Here is a 21,412-nt window from a genome sequence, read left to right on the forward strand (position 1 = left end):
TGACAAAACGCGGGAAAGATCAGGTTTTATTCCGAGAAAAGAAGGAAAACATGCGGCTTGCGCCAAATTCCAACTTTAATTATGGAGTGAACTGGAACAATCAGGCGTTTAAACCTGGGAAATATACGCTTCATCTAACGGCATGGGGGAGCGGGGAAAAATGGACGTTTACAAAGAACTTTGAAATCAAACGAGAGGAAGCCACCAAGTGGAACGACAAGGCAGTCGAACTAGAACACGACTACACGATGTGGTATGTGATTGGCGGCGTGATTCTTGTCCTTCTTCTTCTGATCGGCGTGTATTTATTAGGCAGAAAATCACGCAAGAAAAAGGAAGAGGAGTAATAGATGAAAAAAACCGAGCTAAGATCAAGCTCGGTTTTTTATATGTGACAAATTTGTAAGGAGAAATTGTCAATATTGTCAATTTTTCACTTCGCTTTTCATGCTATGCTTTGCGTATGAGAAAAAAATCTCAATAAACAACATGAAGGTGCATAAATTGTGAAAAAATTACTGGTTATTATGAGTCTGTTAGTAGTACTGCTGTCAATCGGAGGGATGAATACAGAAGCCTATAAGGTTGGTTTCAAAAATGTCTTTTATCATAGTAGTCCATATGATTTCACACCAAAGACAAGAAAATATTCGAAATCATCATACGGAATCTACACGAGTTCTTTAAAATCTAAAGGTGATATTTATATGTGGCCCCGAGCAAATAGGCAAGGAGTCAATGCTGGATACGACAAAAAGCAAAGGATTGGTGGGCAAACACTTCCTAACTATGCTGTTGAAAATTATGGTTATGGTTGTTCGGTAGATATTCAGTTTAAGCTTCGTACCTGGTTTTGGGATAGAAGCAGATCTACGGCATCTGGCTCATGGCAACCTGATATTTAAGTACATAAAGATGACCATCTAGATACAAAATCTAGATGGTCGATTAGGAATAATCCAAAAGGTGGGACAGCATGAAAAACTACTTTATTGCCTATATTAAAAATCCTTATTTTTATCTATCAATAATCTTGATGATCATTTTTCCATTTTTAAATATTCTTCATAATTTGGAAACGGCTTTACATGCGACGTTTAATATCCGTTCCTTTGATTTTTATTTAAGTCCTTATACGATGTGGATCGGAAACGAAAATGGCGATGGCTATGGAACGTTTCTTTATATTTTACTCCCCATTTTGGTGGCCATTCCAACGGTTTCTGTTTATTTTGACTACCGAAAATCCGGATTCCATTATTTTTCAAGATATAAGCTTTCAAATCAAGGCTATGCCCTTTTATTTTTTCGTGCTTCTTTATTGATCGGTTTTTTCATGTCCTTCGTGATTTTAATGATGGATTTTTTAAGCCTCTTCCTCATTTGGCCAGATTTCAAGTTTCATGATTATCTTGCATTAGACAATGCTGGACGTGGAATTTATACATTTATGTTTCCTTCACTTTTCTATTATCATCCATTTTTAGCAACCTGTGTTAATATTTTTCTAGCCAGTTTGTATGCTAGCTTATTTACAACACTTGCCGCATTATTTTCCGTTTATATTTCGAGTCGCTTTATTTGTTTACTACTTCCCTTTTTAATACAAACAATGGTGGGCTTTTTGTCTGCAATTTTGGATCTTTCAGTAGCATGGACCCCAGCTCAATTTCTGAACATGTCGATTTCAGCAAGTAGGCCTTCTCCCTTATTAGTTTTTTTCGCGCCATTTTTACTTATAGCTATTTTTTATTTCCTTTATAGAAAGAAGATCCTTGGCGATGGATAAATTAAAAACAGTGCTGCTTACTTCTTTCGCGCTTGAGAAAAAGAGAGGGTTCCTTATTGCTTGTTTCTTACTTTTTCTTTCTTTAAGCAATACTTTTTTACTGTGCGAGAAGCCAGAAGATAGAGGTTTAGAACTTTTTTTCAGCAAAAGATATCTTGTCTTTTTTTATTTACCCTTTCTTTATATGAGTTTTGGTTTTCTACACCGAAACACATCGGAATTTTTTCTTGCAAGATTTAGAACAAACCGTTTTCTACTTGTAGTACAAATTATGTGTAATGGTTTATTTGCGTTTTTCTGTTGCTTTGTAGAGTTTTGCGTCGCACTTCCTGCTATTTTAGAAAATGAAGAAGTGAGTATCAATCTACTTTTCTTAGTCATCAATACTTTCTTTTTTACTTTTTTCCTATTAATTTGCTTTGAGTTTTTGACACGGCTATGTCATCATTCGCTTATCTCCTTTTTCGTTTTGTTTGGCTATTTGTTTTTTGAAGATTTTTGGATAAATAGGTTTAATGGAACCTCGCTTTTTGCGGATAAGTGGTATTTTGATGAAAGACCTAATTTAATGGAGATTTATTCTTGGCCTAATCTAGGATTAATTTGGGGTGTATTGGTGCTACTCATTATCTGCTATAGTGAATCCATCAAATTTACAAAACTCTTTTCAAGGAAAGGAGAGCGGTAATGTTCATAAAGCTTATAAAACGTAACTTCTCTCAGCTAAATGGAAGGCACTTTCTGGGATTTGTACTTCCTGTTCTAATCGCCGCCCTTTTCTTTAAAAGCTATAGCGAAATTTTTAAAGGAATCCATATAGAAACAGACCTTTCTGTTTTTGAAATTCCTTTTGTGTGGTTACTCTTCGAATGGGCTCCCTATTTTCTTTTTTTAGACTTATTTGCAGAGACCATCCATTCCATAGATCGCTATTTATTAGGACGTGTGAAAACTACAAGGCTCCTTTTTTATGCGAATTTTATTAGTTTTTTTGGCTTGATTCTGTTTTATCATTTGGCTTTATACGTGGTTACTTTTTCCTTTTCTAAAGACATAGTCATGCATGTATTATTTAACTTAATCACTAATTTTTTAGTGTCTCTTTTAGCTTTTTGCTTGTTATTTTTTTTATCCAGCATTTATGTCTTTACCTGCATCATCGCTATTTACTTTTTTTCAGTTTTCCAACCTTCTTATTTTTCCCTCGTTAATTACACCATGGGAGCAAGAATGGATCGTGTTTGGGAAACGACAGATACAATATATCTAGCCATTTGGGTCGTTCTTATATTTTTCTTAGTTATATGGCTAAAAAAATCCTATTTTAGAGTGAGGTTGTATGAATGAAGAGAACACTTTCGATTAAGTCAATCAGTAAACAGCTAAAAAAAAGAACGATTATTTCCGACTTTTCCTGCGAAATGGAAAGTGGGGGAGTTTATGGATTCCAAGGTGCAAATGGATCAGGAAAAACGGTCTTGTTTAAAATGATACTAGGATTTTTAAAGCCAGATACTGGAAGTATTGAAATAGATGGGCAAAAATTATATCAAGAAATTGAATTTCCGCGAGATACTGGATTTATCATTGAATATCCTGGATTTGTTAAATACTATACGGGAAAAGAAAATTTGAGATTGCTTGCATCTGTTCAAAATAAAATTGGAGAAGATGAAATTATTTCAGCAATGGAGCGAGTCGAATTAGAGCCAAATAGTAAAATGAAAGTAAAAGATTATTCACTTGGCATGAAACAGCGATTAGGGATTGCCCAAGCTTTCATGGAAAATCCTTCACTCATTATTTTAGATGAACCTACTAATGCACTCGATAAAAAAGGAATAAAGCTACTTTCTGAATTAATTTCCGAGTGGAAAAATGCTCGTAAATGTGTACTGCTTACAAGCCATAATGAAAAATTTTTGCAAGAAGTTTGCACAAAGCTATTTTTCTTTGAAGCAGGTAAAATTTATTCAGAAGAGGAGTTTGAAGCGTGAAAAAAAGGTATATTTGGCTTAGCTTATTCATTTTAGTCCTTGCAGGTCTTGCTAGTTTTCGTTTCTACAAGCTTCACTCTTTTGCTCAATCTGTTCATTTTCAAACTATAAAACTTGCAAAAAATGAGCCCATCCGAACAGAAAATGGATTGATTATCAAAGCAAATCAAACGGACACCTTCAGGAAAGAAGAGCTAACTTATCAAAAGTTCAAGCTTAGTATAACCAATTATTCTGATAAAAAACTAGAGGTGAAATTGGATGGATTTTACTTGGCGAATCAAGCATTTGCAACGAGTATTCCGGTTTCTTATGAACCCTTGAAAAAAATGATCACACGGTGAAATGGGGAACTCAGATCCATTTGAATCCTGGCCAAGATGGCCAATACGAAATGGTAATTCCGATTTTACCTAGCTTTTATCAATCAATAACCGAAAAACTGGAGCTCTATTTACATTATCGGTGTATTGATGAAACAGCGAATCAAATCATTGACTACTCGCTTCACTTACAGTAAAACGCATAAAATCCATATACAAACTCTACGTTTCCCGTTACAATAAAAGAGAAGAGAATTTCGGGAACAAAGAGGGAGAAAACGTGGAAAAACATTTGATTTGTTCGGATTTAGATGGGACGCTTCTTTCAAGCGACCAAATGATCTCGCAGAAGAACCGGCAGATTTTACAGGATTTAATAGCGGATGGACATTATTTTGCTGTGGCTACAGGTCGCCTTTTTACGATGGCTCGTTTTTTTGCGGAATCTGTTCATAAAGAAGCAGGTGTCATTGCTTCGAACGGTTCTATTGCAATATCAGGAAGTGGGAAGGTGCTTTATAAAGCACAAATTAAGCCAGCAGTGCTACTTGAGGTTTACCGAGTCTGTCAAAGTGAGGATATGCTCGTCTCCTTTTTCTCAGAAAATGTGGTTTATTCTACTAAGGAACGAAAAAGATTGCGGAAAACGAGTGATGCTGCCGCACGGGTTGCTGCTCCGAGCTATGAGCTTGTTGAGCGAGAAACGGATTTTTTGCAGGTTATTCCAGAAATCGTTAATGGCATCGTTATTGAAGAAGATGGTCCTAAACGAATTGGAGCGGTACGCGAGCTTCTCGAAAAGGTAAACGGGGTCACTTGCTTGTCTTCGCATGCGAACAATATTGAGCTTCTTCCAGAAGGACACGACAAGCGTTTGGCTGTTCGTAAACTTGCTGAAGAACTTAATGTGAAACCGGAAAATGTGATTGCTTCTGGAGACGGCGAAAATGACCTTGGTATGCTTCAAGAAGCAGGTGTCGGCGTGGCGATGAAAAACGCGGATGATTTTGTGAAAAAGCGTGCGGATGCTGTAACAAAATCCAATGACCGTGATGGAGTCTATCACTTTTTAAGAAGTTATTTCTACAAATAAAGAAGGTGAGACAATGTTTTATGGTACCATGCAGGAACAAGGGCTTGTCCTTGCGAAAACAAAGACAGGTGTTTGTTTTATTGGAAATAGTCTTGACCAATTAAAAAGCTGGAAAAAAAGACATTTACCAAAAGAAGATTTGCAATATGACGAAGCAAAGCTTGCAGTGGAAAAGCAACAGCTGCTTGATTACTATCAAGGAAAGCGTCAAACATTTGATTTTCCGCTCGATTTGGAAGCCACACCGTTTTCCAAAAGTGTTTATCAAGCTTTACAACAAATTCCATATGGGCATACAACAACATATGGCGAAATTGCTGGAAAAATTGGGAGGAAAACAGCAGTCCGTGCTGTTGGAAGGGCTATTGGCGCCAATCCCATTTGGATTGTGATCCCTTGCCACCGAGTGATTGGAAAAGATGGTTCACTCACAGGTTATGCGGGTGGGCTAGACATGAAAACGGCATTACTTGCACTTGAAAAAGCGCAAAAATAAACCGAGAAGCTAAGAGCCCCTCGGTTTATTTTTGTTTAATAGCCAGTTTCAACAGAAGCATTAACGATATACATCATTTCGTTTTTGTCATCCTTTTCAGCAAGGAAAATGCCGCTTGTTGTGATCATGCCTCCATCCATTACTTCAACTTCAACCGTGCCGTAAGGAATTAATTCTTTGACCGCCTCTTTGTCAAGTGCGTCTTTATCAGTAGGGACAGCAAGCTTGATACGAACTTTCATATTGTTTAAATCTTGATTAGGTAGCAAATCTTCAATTCCGGGCATTGAGTTATGGTAGATGGCATTCTCTACAGCACGTTTGGCAGCTTTTGTTACATTCTGACCATGAACATCAACACCAAATCCCGTTTGGATAAAAAGTAATTTTTCCATCAAAAAACCTCCTAAAATTGATCAATAAAAGACATACCTGGGCGATCTTTAGCAAATTCTTTCAAAACAGCGGCAAAAGCAGCTCCAGTTGGATCGCCCGCCTGCTTATAAGCTTCAGAAAACTGCTTTTGCTGTTGACGATTTAAATCACGCATCAGATGAATGCCAGTTGAAGTAAGGAAAAGTGCTCGCTTTCGCTGATCCTCTTCACTTATGGCAACATAAATCAGTCCCTTTTCTTTAAGCTCGCGAAGTGGCTTCGCAAGTGCTTGCTTGCTAATTTCTAGAATCTTTATCAGCTCACTCGTTGTCATTCCAGGAATTTGTTCTGCGAAAAAAAGAATCCGGTGTTGTAGATGCGAAAGGCCGTGGAATGAAGTGATTGCATCAAGAGAATCCGAAAAACTTTTATAAGCAAAATAAAACATGGCGATTTGTTGATTGAGTTGCTTTTCATTATTCATTTTTTAGCCCCTTTTTATTCGATACGTTTAGTATAGCATATCCTTATTTTCTCGAAAAAAGAAATTTATTTTTTTCTTAAAAAAGGGTAGAAAAGACAATTTCTGGGTAAAGGAAATGAAGGAACTCAAATGGAGGAGGTAGGGGTAATGGAAAATTATCAACGAATTTTAGTCGCCGTAGACGGTTCAGATCAGGCAGATAGAGCTTTCAAAAAGGCGCTTGAACTAGCTGGAAAGTACGGAGCAGCACTCGGAATTGCAAGTGTTGTTGATTTACGTTCTTTTTCGCCAAATATTTCTTATGATGGATCACTCGAAGAGCGTGCGAAAGAAAAAGCGAGGGCACGTGTTGCAGGCTACCGGGATCGCGCGGAAGCTGCTGACATCAAAGAAATTGTCACTTATGTAGAAAGCGGAAATCCAAAAACCATACTAGCAAAAGACATTCCAGAAGAATTTCACGCAGATTTAATTGTCGCGGGAGCTACTGGACTAAACAAAGTGGAGAAAATCGTACTAGGCAGCATTTCTACCTATATTTTGGCGCATTCGGGTGTAGATACACTGATTGCACGCTAGAAGAAAAACCAGCTAGGCATATGCGCCTAGCTGGTTTTTAGTTGAACTTCTGACTCCTAAACTTCCTTGAAAAAGTTCGGAAGGTAATCCTTGTGCGCTTCGAGCAACTCATCAAGCAAAATACGGGCTTCCGCATCGCTTGGTGTAAGCGGATTAATCGTCATCGCAAGCAGCGCCTTGTCATAATCCCCAGTTACTGCAGCTTCCGCTGTAAGACGTTCAAACGTCTTAATCTCTTGAACAATCCCATTAATCGCAATAGGAAGATGCCCACTTGCAAGTGGAAATGGCCCTTGACGAGTGATCACACAATTGGTTTCAATTGCAGAATCCGGATCAATATCAAGAATCGCACCATTATTACGTGTATTGACAATTTGAATATCACGCTTGTCATTATAAATCGAATTAATCAAGTTGCAAGCCGCTTCGCTGTAGTAAGCCCCACCGCGTTGCTCAAGTTGTTTGGGCTTTTCAGCCAGTTCTTCTTCTTTATAAAGTTCAAATAGTTCCGCTTCCACGTTTTTCACAACTTCTGCACGTGTTCCATGTTCGGCATAAGCTTTCGCTTGATCTTCAAGTTGTTGCTTTGTTTGCCAGTAATAGCGCAAGTAATCAATCGGAATCATGTTAAGCGTACGCAAGAAGGTTTTATCCCAACCAGTTGCATTAATATTTTTAAGCGTCGATCCTGAATCGCCTTCCGTCATTTTGTAAACCACATCACGTGTGACATCTTTCCCTTGATAATAAACCGTTTTGGCGAAAACCATGTGATTTAAGCCAACAAATTCTACATAGATCTCAGAAGGATCTACGCCGAGCGTTTCTGCGATATTGCGTTCAATCCCAATTGGCCCATTGCAAAGTCCCACAACTTTTTTCTGATTGCTGTAGCGAAGTACGGCTTCTGTCACCATTCCTGCCGGATTCGCAAAATTAATTAACCAAGCATCCGGACAAAGCCGTTCCATATCGCGGCAAATATCAAGGATAACTGGAATCGTCCGAAGTCCTTTAAACATACCGCCGGGACCATTCGTTTCTTGCCCCACAACTCCGTGAGAATTTGGAATCCGTTCGTCTTTAACACGAGCGTCAAGAAGACCGACCCGAAGCTGCGTTGTGACAAAATCTGCATCTTTTAGCGCCTCTTCACGGTCAAGCGTCAAGTGGATTTCCATCTTTACGCCAGCTTTTTTGACCATTCGTTTGGCTAAATTCCCCACAATTTCAAGTTTTTCTTTCCCTGCTTCCACATCTACAAGCCAAAGTTCACGAACAGGCAGTTCATTTTGGCGTTTAATAAAACCTTCAATCAATTCTGGTGTGTAACTCGATCCGCCACCAATCGTTGCGATTTTGATACCATCTTTTTTCATTATTTTTACCTCCAGTATTTAAAACACAATCCAATGATTGCGCTTTCTATTTTCGTAACAGCTGTTCTTTACAAATTCAGTATAGAAAGAATTGTTTGGAAAAGCTAGTCGATTCAGGACTTTAGGTAGCTATTTTTAAAGTTGGAATTTGTTACATTTGAGTAACGAGGTGTTACATGATAGAATGAACGAGTGGAGGGATGACTTTGTTATTTTTAGAACAATCCGTAGAATTAAATGATACCGAACTAGAAATTTATAATTTTATCACCGCTAACCTTCAAAAGGTAGTTTATATGCGAATTCGTGATTTAGCAGATGAGACACATGTAAGCACTACGACCATTTTGCGTTTTTGTCGTAAATTTAAATGTAGTGGCTTTTCTGAATTTCGCGTGAAACTGAAGCTTTACGCAGAAAAGCGGCGACGGATTGCGATTGACATGTCAGACGAAACGACCTATATCGACTTTTTAAAACGAACAGCAGGAGAAGAGTTTCAAGAACAACTTCAGGATGCTGTTTCGATTTTGCGTCAATCGGAGCTCGTTTTGTTTGTAGGAATTGGCTCATCAGGCGTTATTGCAGAATATGGAGCACTATATTTTTCATCCTTGTTCACTTTGGCCCTCCATATCGAAGACCCACTGAACCATCCATTTTATCATCTTTCGGATAAGCTTTCGGATAAAATTTGCTTAGTTGCGCTATCTGTCGATGGTGAAAATGAAGATATTATTCGCTATATCCATGAACTCAAAACTCAAAAGTGCCAAGTCATTTCCATTACGAATAGTTCAAAATCAAGCATCGCGAGACTTTCCGATGCGAATATTGCCTACTATATCAACAAAGAAATGTATCAAGAGGCAAATATTACTTCTCAGCTTCCTGCACTTTATACGATTGAATGCATCGCGCGAGAAATTCGCAGTCAAATTGATCAAACTATTGACTGAAAGTCGTTGTAAAACTTTTGGCTTTGTTGCTATAGTAGATTTGCTATTTAGCAACTATCCATATCTATTTATTGAAGATGGGAAGTCCCATGGTACGCTCGTGGTTTTACCGGATAAGCTTGGCGGACAGGAATTTGCGATGCTAGAAAATTTAGTTCACTTGCTTGAAAATTCATTGAAGAGAAGTGACGGGGAGTTTGAAGGCGTTCGGGGCTCTGAATAGGGGCAAAAGTGGTTGATCGAGAAGCTGTCCAAACGCCGTTTGAATGCGGAAAAAGAATTGGAATATGATGTGTGAAAAAGAGCAAAGTATTATTAAAAAACGAACAATAATGCTACAATTAATCTTAAAGTATTAAAATAGATGGAGGACAGAATAGCATGATTGTAGCGCAAAAAATCTCTTTAGATGAAGTAAAAAGAGGATGGCGAATTCTTATTTCGAAGAAAATCGCTTTAGATTCTGTTCTAATCTTTTATAAGGAACGGAGAGAGTTTCTTCGACCTGCAAGAAAGTTTGAGCTTGAATTTCAAAAAGTAAAAGATGGTTATGAAATTCATTTACCACTTGAACTGGTTCTTCAACATTCGTTGACTGATCGGGAAACAGAATGGCGTTTTCTTTGCAGAAGTAAAAATAAAGATATTTTGTTGAAGGTAGCTCAACCTCTTTCATTTGAAACAATTTCTGTGGATGATTCGTTACACAGTTTTACTTTTCAATTTGCTGAAGATTTATTAACTTTTGTCAGTCGTCCGAAACCCTTCCAAGCGATTTTGCAACAATTTTCTTTTGATACTAAAAAACTACAGCTTGATGTTCGTGTGACTTCTGAGTATTCAGTGGAAGGTCTAGATGCTGTCTTCTGGTTGAAGAGACGTTCAAGACCTGAGATTTATAACTTTTTTGAGCAGCGTGAGTCGTTTCCGATTGGAAAGGTTGCAAATGGGAAAATCCAAGTTGCTCTTCCAGTAGACTCTTTTTCTGAAGAATTTTTGATTGATGAGACGAACAATATTGATACGTTTATTGAGTTGCGATCAAAGTGGACAGGTTCAAAGCTTGCACATATTGAAACACATTCCGGCGTGGCGGAAGATATTCCTCACAAGTTCTTGCTAGAGGAGCCTTTTAGGTCTTCATTAGAGTCTTATGTGACAGGTTCGAAGCGTTTATCTTTTTATTACCGGAAAGAACTTCATAAACTGGTCAGATTAGTAACTTTTAAAGAACGACTAGGTGTTTTTTCTTTTGGTTTTGAAGTTTCGGGAAATATTTCGCCGATTGAGTTTGTGTTAAAGCGGCGTGATTCTAAATTTTCAACGTTTGAGTATCTTGAAGAAACTGTTCAGCCCATTACGAAAAAACTTCGATCTTTTCAGGTCAAACTTTCTAAAAAAATGCTCTACCCGCTTCAGACTTATCAGCCAGATGAAAAATGGGATGGCTTTATACGTACAAGTGAAGGTATTGATCTGCCTATTTTTGTTTCAGATGAGATTGAATTTGAACCGAAGTTTGACTTGGTGAACGAAGGAAAGTATCGTGCACGTTTGATGAAAAACGGGATGGGAGATTTAACCATTCGTTTCGTCGCAGCTCCGATTATTAAGCAAGAACCTAAGAATCTTGTTGTAATGGGGACTTGCTTTAGCCGAAATGCTTTTAATACTTCGCCATATTTTAATCCAGATTATAAGTCATTTTTCAATATTCAATTTACACAAACGCACACTTCACTTATTAGTGCAACGACGCCGGCTTATTCAGAGGGGATCCCATTTGATCAATATGCGGATACATTTACGAAAACAGAACTTGAAAATGTGAAAGATGATTTCCGAAAGGATTTCTTTGAGCGACTTCATGAGGCACAGCCTGATTATTTTCTAATTGATTTATATCCAGATGCGATTCGACCAATTATTTGGCTTGATGAGAAATCGGCGATAACCGGTAGTTATATTTTAGAAGGTTCACCGCTATTTGACGTGATTCCTTGTCGAGAAATTCTTGACCATACTGATGATGAGGCTTTTTATCAGGTTTGGAAGAAACATGCTGATGAATTTTTGGCAAAGCTACTAAAGATCATTCCCGAGGAACGTGTTATTTTAAATAAAGGCGGCTTTACTTATAAATATTATGATGAAAATCAAAAAGTAATTGCTTATAAAAACAAAATGGCTATTGAAAAGGCACAGCTTCTTTGGGATAGACTAAATAACTATTTCTTATCTGTCGCTCCGAATGTTCGTGTTATTGATTTTTCGAACAAAGGTTATATCGGTGATTTTTATTATCCTTTTGGCCATTCATTTTCTCATTTCGAATCAGGCTACTATAAAGATCTACTGAAAGAAATGATTTATATTGATCAGACTAATTCTTTTCGAGATTAGTGGAAAGAGGGGAAGCAATTCCCCTCTTTTTTTGGTTTGTTGAATGGGAAACAAAATTCTATTATAATAAGAATATGGATTTGAGAGGAGGAAACTTCATGAATCACGAAGAACGTCTTTTAGCTGGATTCCGAGACGTGTATAATAAGCTAGTTTGGCTTAATAAAAGTAAAATGGAGAACAGTCTCAGCGGCTATAAACCAGCGGAAGTACATTGCTTAGAATTTATTGGGAAAAATAATGAAGTGAATGTCACTAAACTTGCTGAAGCCTTTTACATGACGAGAAGTGCAATGAGTAAAATGACAAAAAAATTGACAGAAAAAGGAGTAATTGAAAGTTATCAAAAGCCGGAAAATAAAAAGGAAATTTATTTTCGTTTGACAGAAAAAGGTCGTGAAGTGGATCAAATTCATACTAGGCTTCATCAGGAATTTCAAGAACGGGATAAGCCTGTATTCGATAGTATCACAAGGCAAGAATTAAAGGGAATGTTAAAGTTTGTTGACCGCTATAATCAACATTTAGATAAGGAAATGAATAAACAGAAAACGAAATCAAAAAACGAGTAAAAGAAGACGGCAAATTAAATGCTGTTTTTTTTATTTTATTTTTTGTTGACAAGGACACAAAATAGAGTTATGATTTTTGTTGACAAAGAAACAAAAAAGGAGAAATTATATTGCTACAAATTGAAAGAAACCAACCTTCCGTTCCAGAAAAAAAGGCACTTGTTTTTGGGCTGATCTCTATTTTTCTGTGCGGGTTAGGTTTAAGTATTATCACACCAGTTATTCCTTTTCTCGTTGCCCCTTATGTGACAACACCTGCAAACCAAGCATTTATCGTCACGACCCTAACTTCTGTTTACGCAGTTTGTGTGTTTTTAGCTTCTCCAAGCCTTGGAGCTTTAAGTGACCGGCTAGGAAGACGACCTGTTTTACTCGTTTGTCTTTTAGGATCGGCAGCGGGCTACTTGATTTTTGGAATTGGCGGCGCTCTTTGGGTGCTATTTCTGGGAAGAATCCTTGAGGGGATTACAGGGGGAAGTATTAGTACGCTATTTGCTTATTTTGCGGATATTACCCCTGCTTCAGAACGGACTAAATATTTTGGCTGGGTCAGTGCCTTATTTGGCACTGGTGTAGCGATTGGTCCAGCAATAGGCGGCTTATTGACTCATTTTGGATATGCGGCGCCCATGTTTTTTGGAGCGATTGTTACTTTTTTAAATTTTGTTTTCGGAATCTTATACATTCCGGAGAGCCTTGCTCAAGAAAAGCGATTAAAGAGAATCAAGCGGAGTCAACTGAACCCCTTTACGCAACTTGTTCATCTTTTTTCTATGAAGCAACTTGCGCGCTTATTTATTGCAGGGCTCTTGATTTGGATCCCCAACGGTTCACTTCAAGCTATTTTTTCTCAATTTACGAAAGATACTTTCCAGTGGCAACCGGTGTTAATTGGTCTTACCTTTTCGATTATGGGGATTCAAGATATTGTTGCTCAGGGACTAGTTATGCCTAAGTTGTTGAAGAAATTTAGTGACACAGAGATTGCCAAGTTCGGTTTAATTCTGGATGTGCTAGGATATGCTTTTATTGCGAGTTCTGCGATCTTCCAATTTGCCCCATTGTTTGTTGTAGGAATGTTTATCTTTGGCTTTGGAGATTCACTATTTGGTCCCGCTTTTAATGGGATCTTATCGAAGTCTGTCTCATCAAGAGAGCAAGGGCGCATCCAGGGAAGTAGTCAATCAGTACAATCTCTTGCAAGAATCATTGGACCGGTAATTGGCGGGCAAATCTATGTGTTATTCGGTCACACAGCACCAGCCATTATGGGAGTTTTACTGATCTCACTAGCTATTCCCATTTTCACTCGGCAAAATACTAGTGAAATACAAAAAAATTAAGGATTCAAAAAAGCCAGCCAGGCAAGTTTGGCTGGCTTTTTTGAATGTGGATCACTTGAAGGGTTATGGATTAATTTTAGAAAAGGTATTGACTATTGAGCTGAAAACGTTTACAATAACATTGGTATTAAAAAACGATAAACCTGTATCTTTTTAAAAATGATTAAACAGATTTCAAGGAGTTATGGGGATTGAGAAGTACGTGTTATTTAGTAAAAGATACCAGAAAAGGGTGCTTTGCGTATGGAGTACAAAGATTTATCACCATCAGTCCTTGGAGAAGAGCAACTTCGAGCCATTATCCAAGAAAAAATAGCGTTTGGGACAAAAGAACTTCCGTCTGAACGAACACTTGGGATTGAACTTGGGATAAGCCGAACCTCGCTAAGGCGGTCACTTGATGTGCTTGAAAAAGAAGGCGCTATCAAGAAAAATAACCGTGAAGGTATGGAAATTAATGAGAAGCAAACTATTAATTTGTTAGCTATGAATTCGATGAGCGAGCAGCTAAACAATAAAAATCAGCAGCAGTCGATCCGAGTTCTTGGTAGCGGGCTAATAGCTGGACAAAAAGAAATAAATTTATTTTTAAGGTTATCGGCAAAACAAAAACTTTTTGAGCTTAAAAGAAAAAGATTCATTGATGGTCAACCGTTTATGTATGAAATTTCATATCTAAATGCCGAACAATTTTCTGGAATTGAAGTGTTGAACTTTGAAAACAAGTCGCTATACAGTGCTTTAAAAGAGCAGTTTGGGATAACACCTACGTATGGTCGCGAGGAAATTCGTTTTATTCGTGCAGATCAAGGTCAAGCAGAATTACTGGAAGTGCCGCTTAATACACCTCTATTTGAAGTCACCAGTAAGGCTTTCGACCAAAACGATGAGCCTGTCGAGTACAGCAAACAATATTTAATTGGAAATCAAGTCACTTATAAAATCAACGCGACAAACATATTTGATTATTTGGAAGATGAGGAAGAACAATGAGCGAGAAAAAACCTTTATTTGAAAAAATTGCAGACGAATTGAAAGAGAAAATTGAACGGGAAGAATATAAGCCAGGAATGCTCATGCCGAGCGAAAAAGAATTACAATCGCTTTTTTCAAGTAGTCGGACAACGATTCGCCGAGCGGTTGACCTCTTAGTAGCAGAAAAGCTTGTGATTCGTAAAAACGGCATTGGATTGTACGTGGAACCAAAGCTAACAACGCAAAATATCTTGGAAATGACAGGTGTGATGAAAAGCGGTTCTGCTGAGTCAGCAGTTCGAGAAATTAAAGACTTTTATATGCGTAAAGCGGGAAAATTTTATGCACAAAAGTTCGGAATCAAAGAAAATGAATTGCTTTATTTTATTCGTCTGCTTCAAAAAAATAAGGATGCACATCAGATGGAGATTTTGCTTTTGCCGCTTAGTCTTTATCCTGATTTAAGAGTCAAGGATTTACAAATTGTAAGTATTTTGGAGTTAGTAAATTCTGGCAGGCAGGCACTATTTGCGCTTGAACAGGAACTTCAACTTGTTAAAAGTACTCAAGAACAAATGAAATACCTGCAAATTGATGAAGATACACCCGTCGTCAAATTGAGCACAGTTTATTACGACGACACAAATTCCCTAGTAGCAGTAGGCTATCGCTATGAAAATGCGATGTTAACTGAATATATGATTGACTTTAACTAATCGTTTTAGAGGAGGAAGAAAAATGATTGAATTCTTGCGAGTAGATCACCGCTTACTTCACGGACAAGTAGCCGTATCTTGGTTCGGTGCTCTGGATGTAAATACCATTTTAGTTGCCAATGACAGTGTGGCTGGGGATGATTTCCGTAAATCTGCCATCCGGCTTGCAAAACCAGATGACGCTAAACTAGTGATGAAAAGCATTGCAGACAGTATCGAAGCGATCAATTCTGGTGTGACCGATAAATATAAGATGCTTATCGTTGTGGAATCTGTTGATGACGCTTACAAATTAATTGAAGGCGTTAACGGACAAATTTCGCTACTCAATTTAGGTGGAACAAAACAGCGCGAAGGAACGAAGAATTTTTCGAAGGCAGTGAACTTAACATCCGAAGAAGTAGCGAAGTTAATGGAATTAAAGCAGAAACAGATTGATGTATTTATTCAACAAGTTCCAAATGAAAAAAAGATTTCATTTGAAGCATAAAAGAGGGAGGAAACAAAGTTCATGGAAAACAATATCATTATAGCTATTCTATTAGGGCTTACAGCAATGCTTGCTAATGCGGAATATCTATTTGGTTCCTCGATGTTGTCACGTCCACTCGTGACGTGTACCATTACAGGAATCATCATGGGAGATGTTACAACGGGGATTATCATGGGGGCAACCCTTGAACTTGCTTTTGTTGGAGCGTTTTCTATCGGAGCATCTATCCCGCCAGAAATTATTTCCGGAAGCGTTCTTGGAACAGCTTTTGCCATTGCAGCAGGTAAAGGAACCGCCGTTGCATTAGCACTTGGAATTCCGATTGCATCACTTGTTCTCATCCTTAAAAACCTTTGCTTTATTTTTGTCTTACCTTACTTCGTTCATAAAGCAGATCGCTACGCGGAGGAAGGGAATTCAAAAGGGATTGACCGAATGCAGCTTTGGGGTGGATTTTTCTCCATTAACCTACCTATTGGTTTGATCGTAGCCTTTTCATTTATCGCAGGGAACTCAGTCATTAAAACCATTTTGGATGTAATTCCGCAATTTGTGATTGATGGTCTTGGGATCGCGACAGGCCTTCTTCCGGCTTATGGTTTTGCTTTGCTACTTAAACTGATGATCAACAAAAAGAATGCCGTATTTTTCGCATTTGGATTCGCACTTGCTGTCTATTTAAAAGTTCCAGTTACAGGAGTTGCTATTTTTGGGGCTTGTCTTGCACTTATTTTAACTGGCTATGCAGCATTTAAGGATGATAAACAAACGAATCAAAATTCGAAAGATTCAGATTCAAAACTTGCTAAAGAGGGAGGAATCGACTATGAAGATGAAGAGTTCTAAAACACTCACCAAAAAAGATTTAATGAAAGTTTTTTGGCGCTCTTTTACGATGGAGTGGGCTTGGAACTATGAGCGACAATCGAACTTAGGTTACTCGTTCGCCATGCTTCCCGCGCTTGATAAAATTTTTGAAGGCAATAAAGAAAAGCGAATCGCTTCTTATAAACGTCATTTAGAGTTCTACAACGTGACACCTTGGCTTTCCACATTTCCACTTGGGATTTCTGTAGCCATGGAAGAAGAGTCAGCAAAAGATCCTGAGTTTGAAACGGATTCCATTAATAATATTAAAGTAGCACTAATGGGTCCACTTAGCGGGTTAGGAGATTCGTTTTTCTGGGGCACACTTCGAGTTATTGCAACTGGGATTGGCACTTCGCTTGCTTTACAAGGAAATATTCTAGGTCCAATTTTATTCTTGCTTATTTTTAACATTCCAGCGATTGCTGCACGTTACTATGGGCTATTTATCGGATATAACATCGGCGCTGGCTTTATCGAGAAAGTACAAAAAACTGGGCTGATGGCGAAGCTTTCTTACGGGGCGTCTGTACTTGGGCTAAGCGTAGTTGGAGCGATGGTTGCTACGATGGTAACGCTTGAAATGCCGCTTAAGTTTGGAACTGGAAAAGATGCCGTAAGCATTCAAAGTATTTTTGATGGCATTGTTCCAGGCATTTTACCGCTGTTATTTACGCTCTTTATCTTCTGGCTAGATAAAAAAGGGTTGAAAGCCCATTGGATTTTATTGATGATTGCGGCAATTGGTATCTTAGGTGCTTATACAGGTTTACTAAAATAGGTGGGTGAAAAGATGAAAAGTATGGAAGATTATATCAATCTCGAACAAACTATTTATCAAAACATTTTGCAAAATAGAAATGATATTTTGCAGGAAATAACACAGCTATCTGCTACGGAATTAGCCAGTTACGAGTCCATTGTTATTTTTGCAACTGGCTCGAGCTCAAATGCCGCTTTTGCAGCACAACCTTATATGGCAAGTAAATTGCAGATTCCTGTTTATATTGAGGAGCCTTCTTTTGCAGCTAATTATATGATGCATTTGAATCAAAAGACGCTATATCTGGCTATTTCGCAAGGCGGTCACAGTTACTCAACGATTCACATTGTGGAAGAAATTGAAAAGCATGGCGGGACAGTTTTTACTTTGACGAGTGACCTCGAAAGTCCAATTGCGAAAAAAGCGAAGCATGTGATTGGGATGGGCATGGGAGTGGAAGAAATGCCTTATGTCACAGCTGGTTATAGTGCGACGATTCTCATTTTGGATTTATTAGCGCTGGAGCTTTCGCGTCAAATGAAACGACTGCACACGGAAGACTACGAAAAGGAACTGGATGAGATGAGCAAAATCGCTCGTTTATTGCCAGAAGTAATTGCAAAAGCGGAACGGTGGATTGAAGGATTCAAAGAAGAATTTTTAACAGCTGAACGAATGATTTTTGTTGGTTATGGAAGTACTTACGGCGTTGCGCGAGAAGGCGAGACGAAGATCACGGAAACGGTACGGATTTCTGCTTTTGGTAAAGAATTAGAAGAATACATGCATGGTCCTTATATTGGTTTAGCGAAAACGGATCGCATTTTCTTTATCGAACCTCACGGGAAACTCGAAGGGCGTGCTGAAAAATTGAAGCAATTTTTGGCAGGGCATGTGGAAACGTTATATACGATTTACGCAGATAAAGTGGAAGAAAGACAAGCTCGGGATCTGATGCTCGGCGTTCAAACAAGTGAGTATCTTGCATCACTTTTTACTACTATCCCAGTGCATTTACTATCTTATAAAGTTTCACAGTGGAAAGGAATCAATTTGGAAATTTCCGCCTATCCAGAGTTCGACCGCATAACGGGTTCAAAAATTTAAGAAAGAAAGTAGGAATGAAAATGTTGAAATTTGACGAACAAGCGACATTAAAAAATATGGAAGGTGCGCTGAAACTTCGACCACAAATTAATGAAGTTGTGGATGCGATTTATAAACGTGGGTTTCAAAATGTATGCTGGCTTGGAATTGGGGGCACTTACGCTTCGGCGATGCAAGCTGTTGTGCATATGAAAGAAAAATCAAGCATGGAAATTTTTTATGAAAATGCCGCTGTTTTTTTGACAACTGGGAATAAGCGAATTACGAAAGACACGTTTGTGATTATTTCGTCGGTCACTGGGAGTACTGAGGAGGTTGTGGCTGCTGTTAAAAAATGCAACGAAATTGGTGCTACAGTACTAGGCTTTATTGATGAAAAGGAAGCGGCACTAGCTCGTATGGTAGACCATTTGATTTCTTATCCGCTAAATGAACAATTGAAGTTCTTTATGGTGGGAGACCGTTTGATGCAGCTTGCTGGCGAATTTGAAGACTATGAAGAATTTTATGCAGAAATGGATGTTCATTTTGCAAAGGGAATTGTTGAAGTGGAAAAAGCAGCTGACGAATTTGGACAAGCTTTCGCAGAAGCTCACCATGACGATGATATGCATTATTTTGTTGGGGCAGGAAATCAGTGGGGCGCGACTTATTCTTACGCAATGTGTTACTGGGAAGAACAGCACTGGCTCAAGACAAAATCAATTGAAGCGCATGAATTTTTCCATGGCATGTTTGAAATTGTGGAGCGTGACACACCGGTTACGATTTATGTGACAGAAGATAGCCAGCGCTCATTGAGTGAAAGAGTAGTGAATTTCATTCCCCAAATTTGCGGGAATTACACCGTTATTGATGCTAAAGACTATGACGTACCCGGGATCTCAGAAAAATTCCGAGGAGCGCTTTCGCCGTTTATTCTCCATGCAGTAAACAACCGGATTGACGTACACATCGAAAGAATTAACCGCCATCCAATGGAAATCAGACGTTATTATCGTCAATTGAAATATTAAGGAGTGTGGCAAATGTGAAAGCAGTTTTTGTTTGTATGCACGGAAATGCTGCACGTGAGTTGATTCAATCAGCTGAAATGATCTGTGGGGAACAAGAAAATGTCGGCTATACATTTTTTGATGTTGGGGAAACGCCAGAAGATTTAGCCATTAAAATGGAACATGAAGTAGCCAAGCTAAATGTGGATGAAGGCATTTTATTTTTGACAGATTTAAAGGGAGGCACTCCTTTTAATGTTTTAGTCAGAAATCTGGATAAGTTTATGCAAGCGGAGCTTTTAACGGGTGCGAATATTCCGATGTTACTCGAAGCCTTAATCAGTCGCGATTTATTTTCACTAACAGATTTGACGAATCAGGTACTTGAGACAGGGAAAACCGGGATTTACCGTTACGTAGCACCAAAAGAATTTGAAGATGACGATTTTTAAATGAAACGAGAGAACTTTCAAGGAATTTTCTTTGAAAGTGGCTCTCGTTTTCTAATACCCTGAAAAAGGGCAGGACATAATTATGATCAGCCTTGTTCCCTCGTCATGATTTCCATGGTACAGGTTTAGGAGTTTAGGAAAAACAAGTCTGGTATGAAATTTTGATTTACGGCGAAAAGACGCTAGCCAGTCAAGAATATCAAAAGCTAATCGCCTCGTTTTTAGGGAAGGTGATCTATCTCTTCTTTAAACCCAAAATTATATGCAAGAAATAGGAGTTTCGCGTCTCTAAATTTGGGAGTGCTATTCTCAACTGAATGCGGTATACTTTTTTGTAAGGGCTTACTTTTTGAGCATAACAATAAGTTTACCCTAAAAGTGAAATGAAAACAAAAAGGGGGAATAGAAATGCGGGATTATGGGGTTTGTTTATGGAGTTTTGGTGATATCCCGATTGAAAAAAAGTGTCAATTAGCAAATGAAATTGGTGTAATCGGTGTTGAAGTTGACGGGGATCTCACGCAAAATCCAGTTGAACTGGCACGATTACTAAAGCAGCATCAATTAAAAATTCTTTCCGTCACACCGAACAATGTGGATATTGCATCTAGTGATGAAAAGATTCGTCAGCAAGCAGAAAACTATTTTTTGGAGTTGTTGGACTGGGCTTTTGAGCTTGGAGTGCCCAAAATTTGTTTGCACGGTGAAGTTGGAAAAATCAGAGGGTGCGGAGATAGAGCACGCGACTGGGAGCAACTTGTGAAAAGTACAAAAGCCGTCACGGAAAAAGCAGAAAAAATGGGGATTGTGGTCGTATTTGAAGTATTGAATCGCTATGAAAATCACCAAATTGTAACAGGGGAAGAAGCTTTGCGGCTAATTCGCGATGTGGATAGTCATTCGTTATTCGTTTTGCTGGATGCCTACCATATGAATATCGAAGAAACAAATCCGGTTGCTACACTAGAAAAAGTAGGCAATCAATTAGGGATGTATCATGTAGCAGATTCAAACCGCCAAGCTGTCGGAAATGGGCATGCAGATATCAAAGCGCAAATAAGAGCTTTGCATAAAGTGGATTACACAGGCCCTATTATTATGGAAATGGTGGCCGAAGGTCCAGATCCGTTTACAGCTGAAAAAGGCGGAAACTATTTGGAAGTTTTAACCAACTATTATCGCGATTCCTTAAAACAAATTAAAATTTGGGATGAAAAATGAAATCCTCCAAGGAACATGAAAACAGATG

General features: G+C 38.4%; 27 protein-coding genes. 24 read left to right on the plus strand and 3 right to left on the minus strand.

From position 1 onward, the window contains the following. The 9 genes from HB912_RS09695 to HB912_RS09735 form a co-directional block, all read left to right on the plus strand. Positions 1–347, plus strand: a 347-nt coding sequence (locus tag HB912_RS09695; protein WP_185374152.1) for a WxL protein host-binding domain-containing protein, incomplete at its 5' end; no start/stop codon positions are given. A gap of 159 nt (positions 348–506) precedes the next feature. Continuing rightward, positions 507–905, plus strand: coding sequence for a hypothetical protein (locus HB912_RS09700; RefSeq protein ID WP_036070740.1), 399 nt, complete (start codon positions 507–509; stop codon positions 903–905). 71 nt (positions 906–976) lie between these two features. Further along, positions 977–1,789 carry a hypothetical protein gene (locus tag HB912_RS09705; RefSeq protein ID WP_185374154.1) on the plus strand — a complete coding sequence of 271 codons (813 nt, stop codon included), beginning with the start codon at positions 977–979 and terminating at the stop codon, positions 1,787–1,789. Between the two features lie 687 nt (positions 1,790–2,476). Then, complete coding sequence (locus HB912_RS09710) at positions 2,477–3,136, plus strand: hypothetical protein (protein WP_185374156.1); 660 nt, start codon at positions 2,477–2,479, stop codon at positions 3,134–3,136. Beyond that, positions 3,133–3,786: an ATP-binding cassette domain-containing protein gene (locus HB912_RS09715; protein ID WP_185374158.1), complete on the plus strand. Its 654-nt coding sequence runs from the start codon at positions 3,133–3,135 to the stop codon at positions 3,784–3,786. Before HB912_RS09710 ends, HB912_RS09715 begins: the two co-directional genes overlap by 4 nt. Further along, positions 3,783–4,130, plus strand: coding sequence for a hypothetical protein (locus HB912_RS09720; RefSeq protein WP_185374160.1), 348 nt, complete (start codon positions 3,783–3,785; stop codon positions 4,128–4,130). Before HB912_RS09715 ends, HB912_RS09720 begins: the two co-directional genes overlap by 4 nt. Positions 4,131–4,150: 20 nt before the next feature. Beyond that, a complete protein-coding gene (locus tag HB912_RS09725; protein ID WP_185374162.1) occupies positions 4,151–4,306 on the plus strand; it encodes a hypothetical protein in 156 nt (51 codons plus the stop codon). 83 nt (positions 4,307–4,389) lie between these two features. Further along, on the plus strand, positions 4,390–5,202 hold the full coding sequence (locus HB912_RS09730) for a Cof-type HAD-IIB family hydrolase (protein ID WP_185374164.1): 813 nt from the start codon (positions 4,390–4,392) through the stop codon (positions 5,200–5,202). Positions 5,203–5,215: 13 nt separating this feature from the next. Continuing rightward, a complete protein-coding gene (locus tag HB912_RS09735) occupies positions 5,216–5,698 on the plus strand; it encodes a methylated-DNA--[protein]-cysteine S-methyltransferase (protein ID WP_185374166.1) in 483 nt (160 codons plus the stop codon). Positions 5,699–5,733: 35 nt separating this feature from the next. On the opposite strand, the gene HB912_RS09740 is transcribed toward HB912_RS09735, so the two are convergent. Further along, the gene (locus tag HB912_RS09740) at positions 5,734–6,093 is read right to left on the minus strand and encodes a Lin0512 family protein (protein ID WP_036070732.1); all 360 of its coding nucleotides are present in this window, start codon (positions 6,091–6,093) and stop codon (positions 5,734–5,736) included. An 11-nt stretch (positions 6,094–6,104) separates the two neighbouring features. Then, positions 6,105–6,557, minus strand: a complete 453-nt coding sequence (locus HB912_RS09745) for a MarR family winged helix-turn-helix transcriptional regulator (RefSeq protein ID WP_185374168.1) — start codon at positions 6,555–6,557, stop codon at positions 6,105–6,107. 147 nt (positions 6,558–6,704) lie between these two features. On the opposite strand from HB912_RS09745, the gene HB912_RS09750 reads away from it, so the two are divergent. Continuing rightward, positions 6,705–7,136, plus strand: a complete 432-nt coding sequence (locus HB912_RS09750) for a universal stress protein (RefSeq protein ID WP_036070722.1) — start codon at positions 6,705–6,707, stop codon at positions 7,134–7,136. A 56-nt stretch (positions 7,137–7,192) separates the two neighbouring features. On the opposite strand, the gene HB912_RS09755 is transcribed toward HB912_RS09750, so the two are convergent. Beyond that, the gene (locus HB912_RS09755; protein ID WP_185374171.1) at positions 7,193–8,518 is read right to left on the minus strand and encodes a 6-phospho-beta-glucosidase; all 1,326 of its coding nucleotides are present in this window, start codon (positions 8,516–8,518) and stop codon (positions 7,193–7,195) included. A 206-nt stretch (positions 8,519–8,724) separates the two neighbouring features. On the opposite strand from HB912_RS09755, the gene HB912_RS09760 reads away from it, so the two are divergent. The 14 genes from HB912_RS09760 to HB912_RS09825 all read left to right on the plus strand — a co-directional run bounded on the left by HB912_RS09760 (position 8,725) and on the right by HB912_RS09825 (position 21,384). After that, positions 8,725–9,477 (plus strand): MurR/RpiR family transcriptional regulator, encoded by a 753-nt coding sequence (locus tag HB912_RS09760; protein ID WP_036070716.1) that lies wholly within the window; start codon positions 8,725–8,727, stop codon positions 9,475–9,477. Beyond that, positions 9,458–9,700, plus strand: a complete 243-nt coding sequence (locus tag HB912_RS09765; RefSeq protein WP_185374172.1) for a hypothetical protein — start codon at positions 9,458–9,460, stop codon at positions 9,698–9,700. The genes HB912_RS09760 and HB912_RS09765 overlap by 20 nt, the downstream gene beginning before the upstream one ends. 158 nt (positions 9,701–9,858) lie before the next feature. Beyond that, the gene (locus HB912_RS09770) at positions 9,859–11,880 is read left to right on the plus strand and encodes a DUF6270 domain-containing protein (protein ID WP_185374174.1); all 2,022 of its coding nucleotides are present in this window, start codon (positions 9,859–9,861) and stop codon (positions 11,878–11,880) included. Positions 11,881–11,978: 98 nt separating this feature from the next. Continuing rightward, on the plus strand, positions 11,979–12,452 hold the full coding sequence (locus HB912_RS09775) for a MarR family transcriptional regulator (RefSeq protein ID WP_185374176.1): 474 nt from the start codon (positions 11,979–11,981) through the stop codon (positions 12,450–12,452). A gap of 119 nt (positions 12,453–12,571) precedes the next feature. Beyond that, positions 12,572–13,795, plus strand: a complete 1,224-nt coding sequence (locus tag HB912_RS09780) for an MFS transporter (protein WP_425324773.1) — start codon at positions 12,572–12,574, stop codon at positions 13,793–13,795. Between the two features lie 243 nt (positions 13,796–14,038). Next, complete coding sequence (locus HB912_RS09785; protein ID WP_185374178.1) at positions 14,039–14,788, plus strand: GntR family transcriptional regulator; 750 nt, start codon at positions 14,039–14,041, stop codon at positions 14,786–14,788. Next, positions 14,785–15,486 (plus strand): GntR family transcriptional regulator, encoded by a 702-nt coding sequence (locus HB912_RS09790; RefSeq protein ID WP_185374180.1) that lies wholly within the window; start codon positions 14,785–14,787, stop codon positions 15,484–15,486. The genes HB912_RS09785 and HB912_RS09790 overlap by 4 nt, the downstream gene beginning before the upstream one ends. 22 nt (positions 15,487–15,508) lie before the next feature. Next, a complete protein-coding gene (locus tag HB912_RS09795; RefSeq protein WP_185374182.1) occupies positions 15,509–15,976 on the plus strand; it encodes a PTS sugar transporter subunit IIB in 468 nt (155 codons plus the stop codon). A 21-nt stretch (positions 15,977–15,997) separates the two neighbouring features. Beyond that, positions 15,998–16,825, plus strand: coding sequence for a PTS mannose/fructose/sorbose/N-acetylgalactosamine transporter subunit IIC (locus HB912_RS09800; protein ID WP_185374184.1), 828 nt, complete (start codon positions 15,998–16,000; stop codon positions 16,823–16,825). Further along, on the plus strand, positions 16,806–17,627 hold the full coding sequence (locus HB912_RS09805; protein WP_185374199.1) for a PTS system mannose/fructose/sorbose family transporter subunit IID: 822 nt from the start codon (positions 16,806–16,808) through the stop codon (positions 17,625–17,627). The genes HB912_RS09800 and HB912_RS09805 overlap by 20 nt, the downstream gene beginning before the upstream one ends. A 12-nt stretch (positions 17,628–17,639) precedes the next feature. Further along, a complete protein-coding gene (locus tag HB912_RS09810; protein WP_185374202.1) occupies positions 17,640–18,716 on the plus strand; it encodes an SIS domain-containing protein in 1,077 nt (358 codons plus the stop codon). Between the two features lie 20 nt (positions 18,717–18,736). Beyond that, the gene (locus HB912_RS09815; protein WP_185374204.1) at positions 18,737–19,732 is read left to right on the plus strand and encodes an SIS domain-containing protein; all 996 of its coding nucleotides are present in this window, start codon (positions 18,737–18,739) and stop codon (positions 19,730–19,732) included. A 14-nt stretch (positions 19,733–19,746) separates the two neighbouring features. Then, positions 19,747–20,163, plus strand: coding sequence for a PTS sugar transporter subunit IIA domain-containing protein (locus tag HB912_RS09820; RefSeq protein WP_185374206.1), 417 nt, complete (start codon positions 19,747–19,749; stop codon positions 20,161–20,163). A gap of 408 nt (positions 20,164–20,571) precedes the next feature. Next, positions 20,572–21,384, plus strand: coding sequence for a sugar phosphate isomerase/epimerase family protein (locus HB912_RS09825; RefSeq protein WP_185374208.1), 813 nt, complete (start codon positions 20,572–20,574; stop codon positions 21,382–21,384). Positions 21,385–21,412 lie beyond the last annotated feature (28 nt).

This window comes from Listeria aquatica (assembly GCF_014223975.1).
GTDB classification, from domain to species: domain Bacteria; phylum Bacillota; class Bacilli; order Lactobacillales; family Listeriaceae; genus Listeria; species Listeria aquatica.

Bases quoted from the DNA above. Each gene is read 5' to 3' on its own strand.
- HB912_RS09710 (WP_185374156.1), top strand. From the start codon at position 2,477: ATGTTCATAAAGCTTATAAAACGTAACTTCTCTCAGCTAAATGGAAGG.
- HB912_RS09790 (WP_185374180.1), top strand. From the start codon at position 14,785: ATGAGCGAGAAAAAACCTTTATTTGAAAAAATTGCAGACGAATTGAAA.
- HB912_RS09800 (WP_185374184.1), top strand. From the start codon at position 15,998: ATGGAAAACAATATCATTATAGCTATTCTATTAGGGCTTACAGCAATG.
- HB912_RS09735 (WP_185374166.1), top strand. From the start codon at position 5,216: ATGTTTTATGGTACCATGCAGGAACAAGGGCTTGTCCTTGCGAAAACA.
- HB912_RS09795 (WP_185374182.1), top strand. From the start codon at position 15,509: ATGATTGAATTCTTGCGAGTAGATCACCGCTTACTTCACGGACAAGTA.
- HB912_RS09740 (WP_036070732.1), bottom strand. From the start codon at position 6,093: ATGGAAAAATTACTTTTTATCCAAACGGGATTTGGTGTTGATGTTCAT.
- HB912_RS09745 (WP_185374168.1), bottom strand. From the start codon at position 6,557: ATGAATAATGAAAAGCAACTCAATCAACAAATCGCCATGTTTTATTTT.
- HB912_RS09785 (WP_185374178.1), top strand. From the start codon at position 14,039: ATGGAGTACAAAGATTTATCACCATCAGTCCTTGGAGAAGAGCAACTT.
- HB912_RS09805 (WP_185374199.1), top strand. From the start codon at position 16,806: ATGAAGATGAAGAGTTCTAAAACACTCACCAAAAAAGATTTAATGAAA.
- HB912_RS09770 (WP_185374174.1), top strand. From the start codon at position 9,859: ATGATTGTAGCGCAAAAAATCTCTTTAGATGAAGTAAAAAGAGGATGG.
- HB912_RS09815 (WP_185374204.1), top strand. From the start codon at position 18,737: ATGTTGAAATTTGACGAACAAGCGACATTAAAAAATATGGAAGGTGCG.
- HB912_RS09775 (WP_185374176.1), top strand. From the start codon at position 11,979: ATGAATCACGAAGAACGTCTTTTAGCTGGATTCCGAGACGTGTATAAT.
- HB912_RS09825 (WP_185374208.1), top strand. From the start codon at position 20,572: ATGCGGGATTATGGGGTTTGTTTATGGAGTTTTGGTGATATCCCGATT.
- HB912_RS09755 (WP_185374171.1), bottom strand. From the start codon at position 8,518: ATGAAAAAAGATGGTATCAAAATCGCAACGATTGGTGGCGGATCGAGT.
- HB912_RS09715 (WP_185374158.1), top strand. From the start codon at position 3,133: ATGAAGAGAACACTTTCGATTAAGTCAATCAGTAAACAGCTAAAAAAA.
- HB912_RS09750 (WP_036070722.1), top strand. From the start codon at position 6,705: ATGGAAAATTATCAACGAATTTTAGTCGCCGTAGACGGTTCAGATCAG.
- HB912_RS09705 (WP_185374154.1), top strand. From the start codon at position 977: ATGAAAAACTACTTTATTGCCTATATTAAAAATCCTTATTTTTATCTA.
- HB912_RS09810 (WP_185374202.1), top strand. From the start codon at position 17,640: ATGAAAAGTATGGAAGATTATATCAATCTCGAACAAACTATTTATCAA.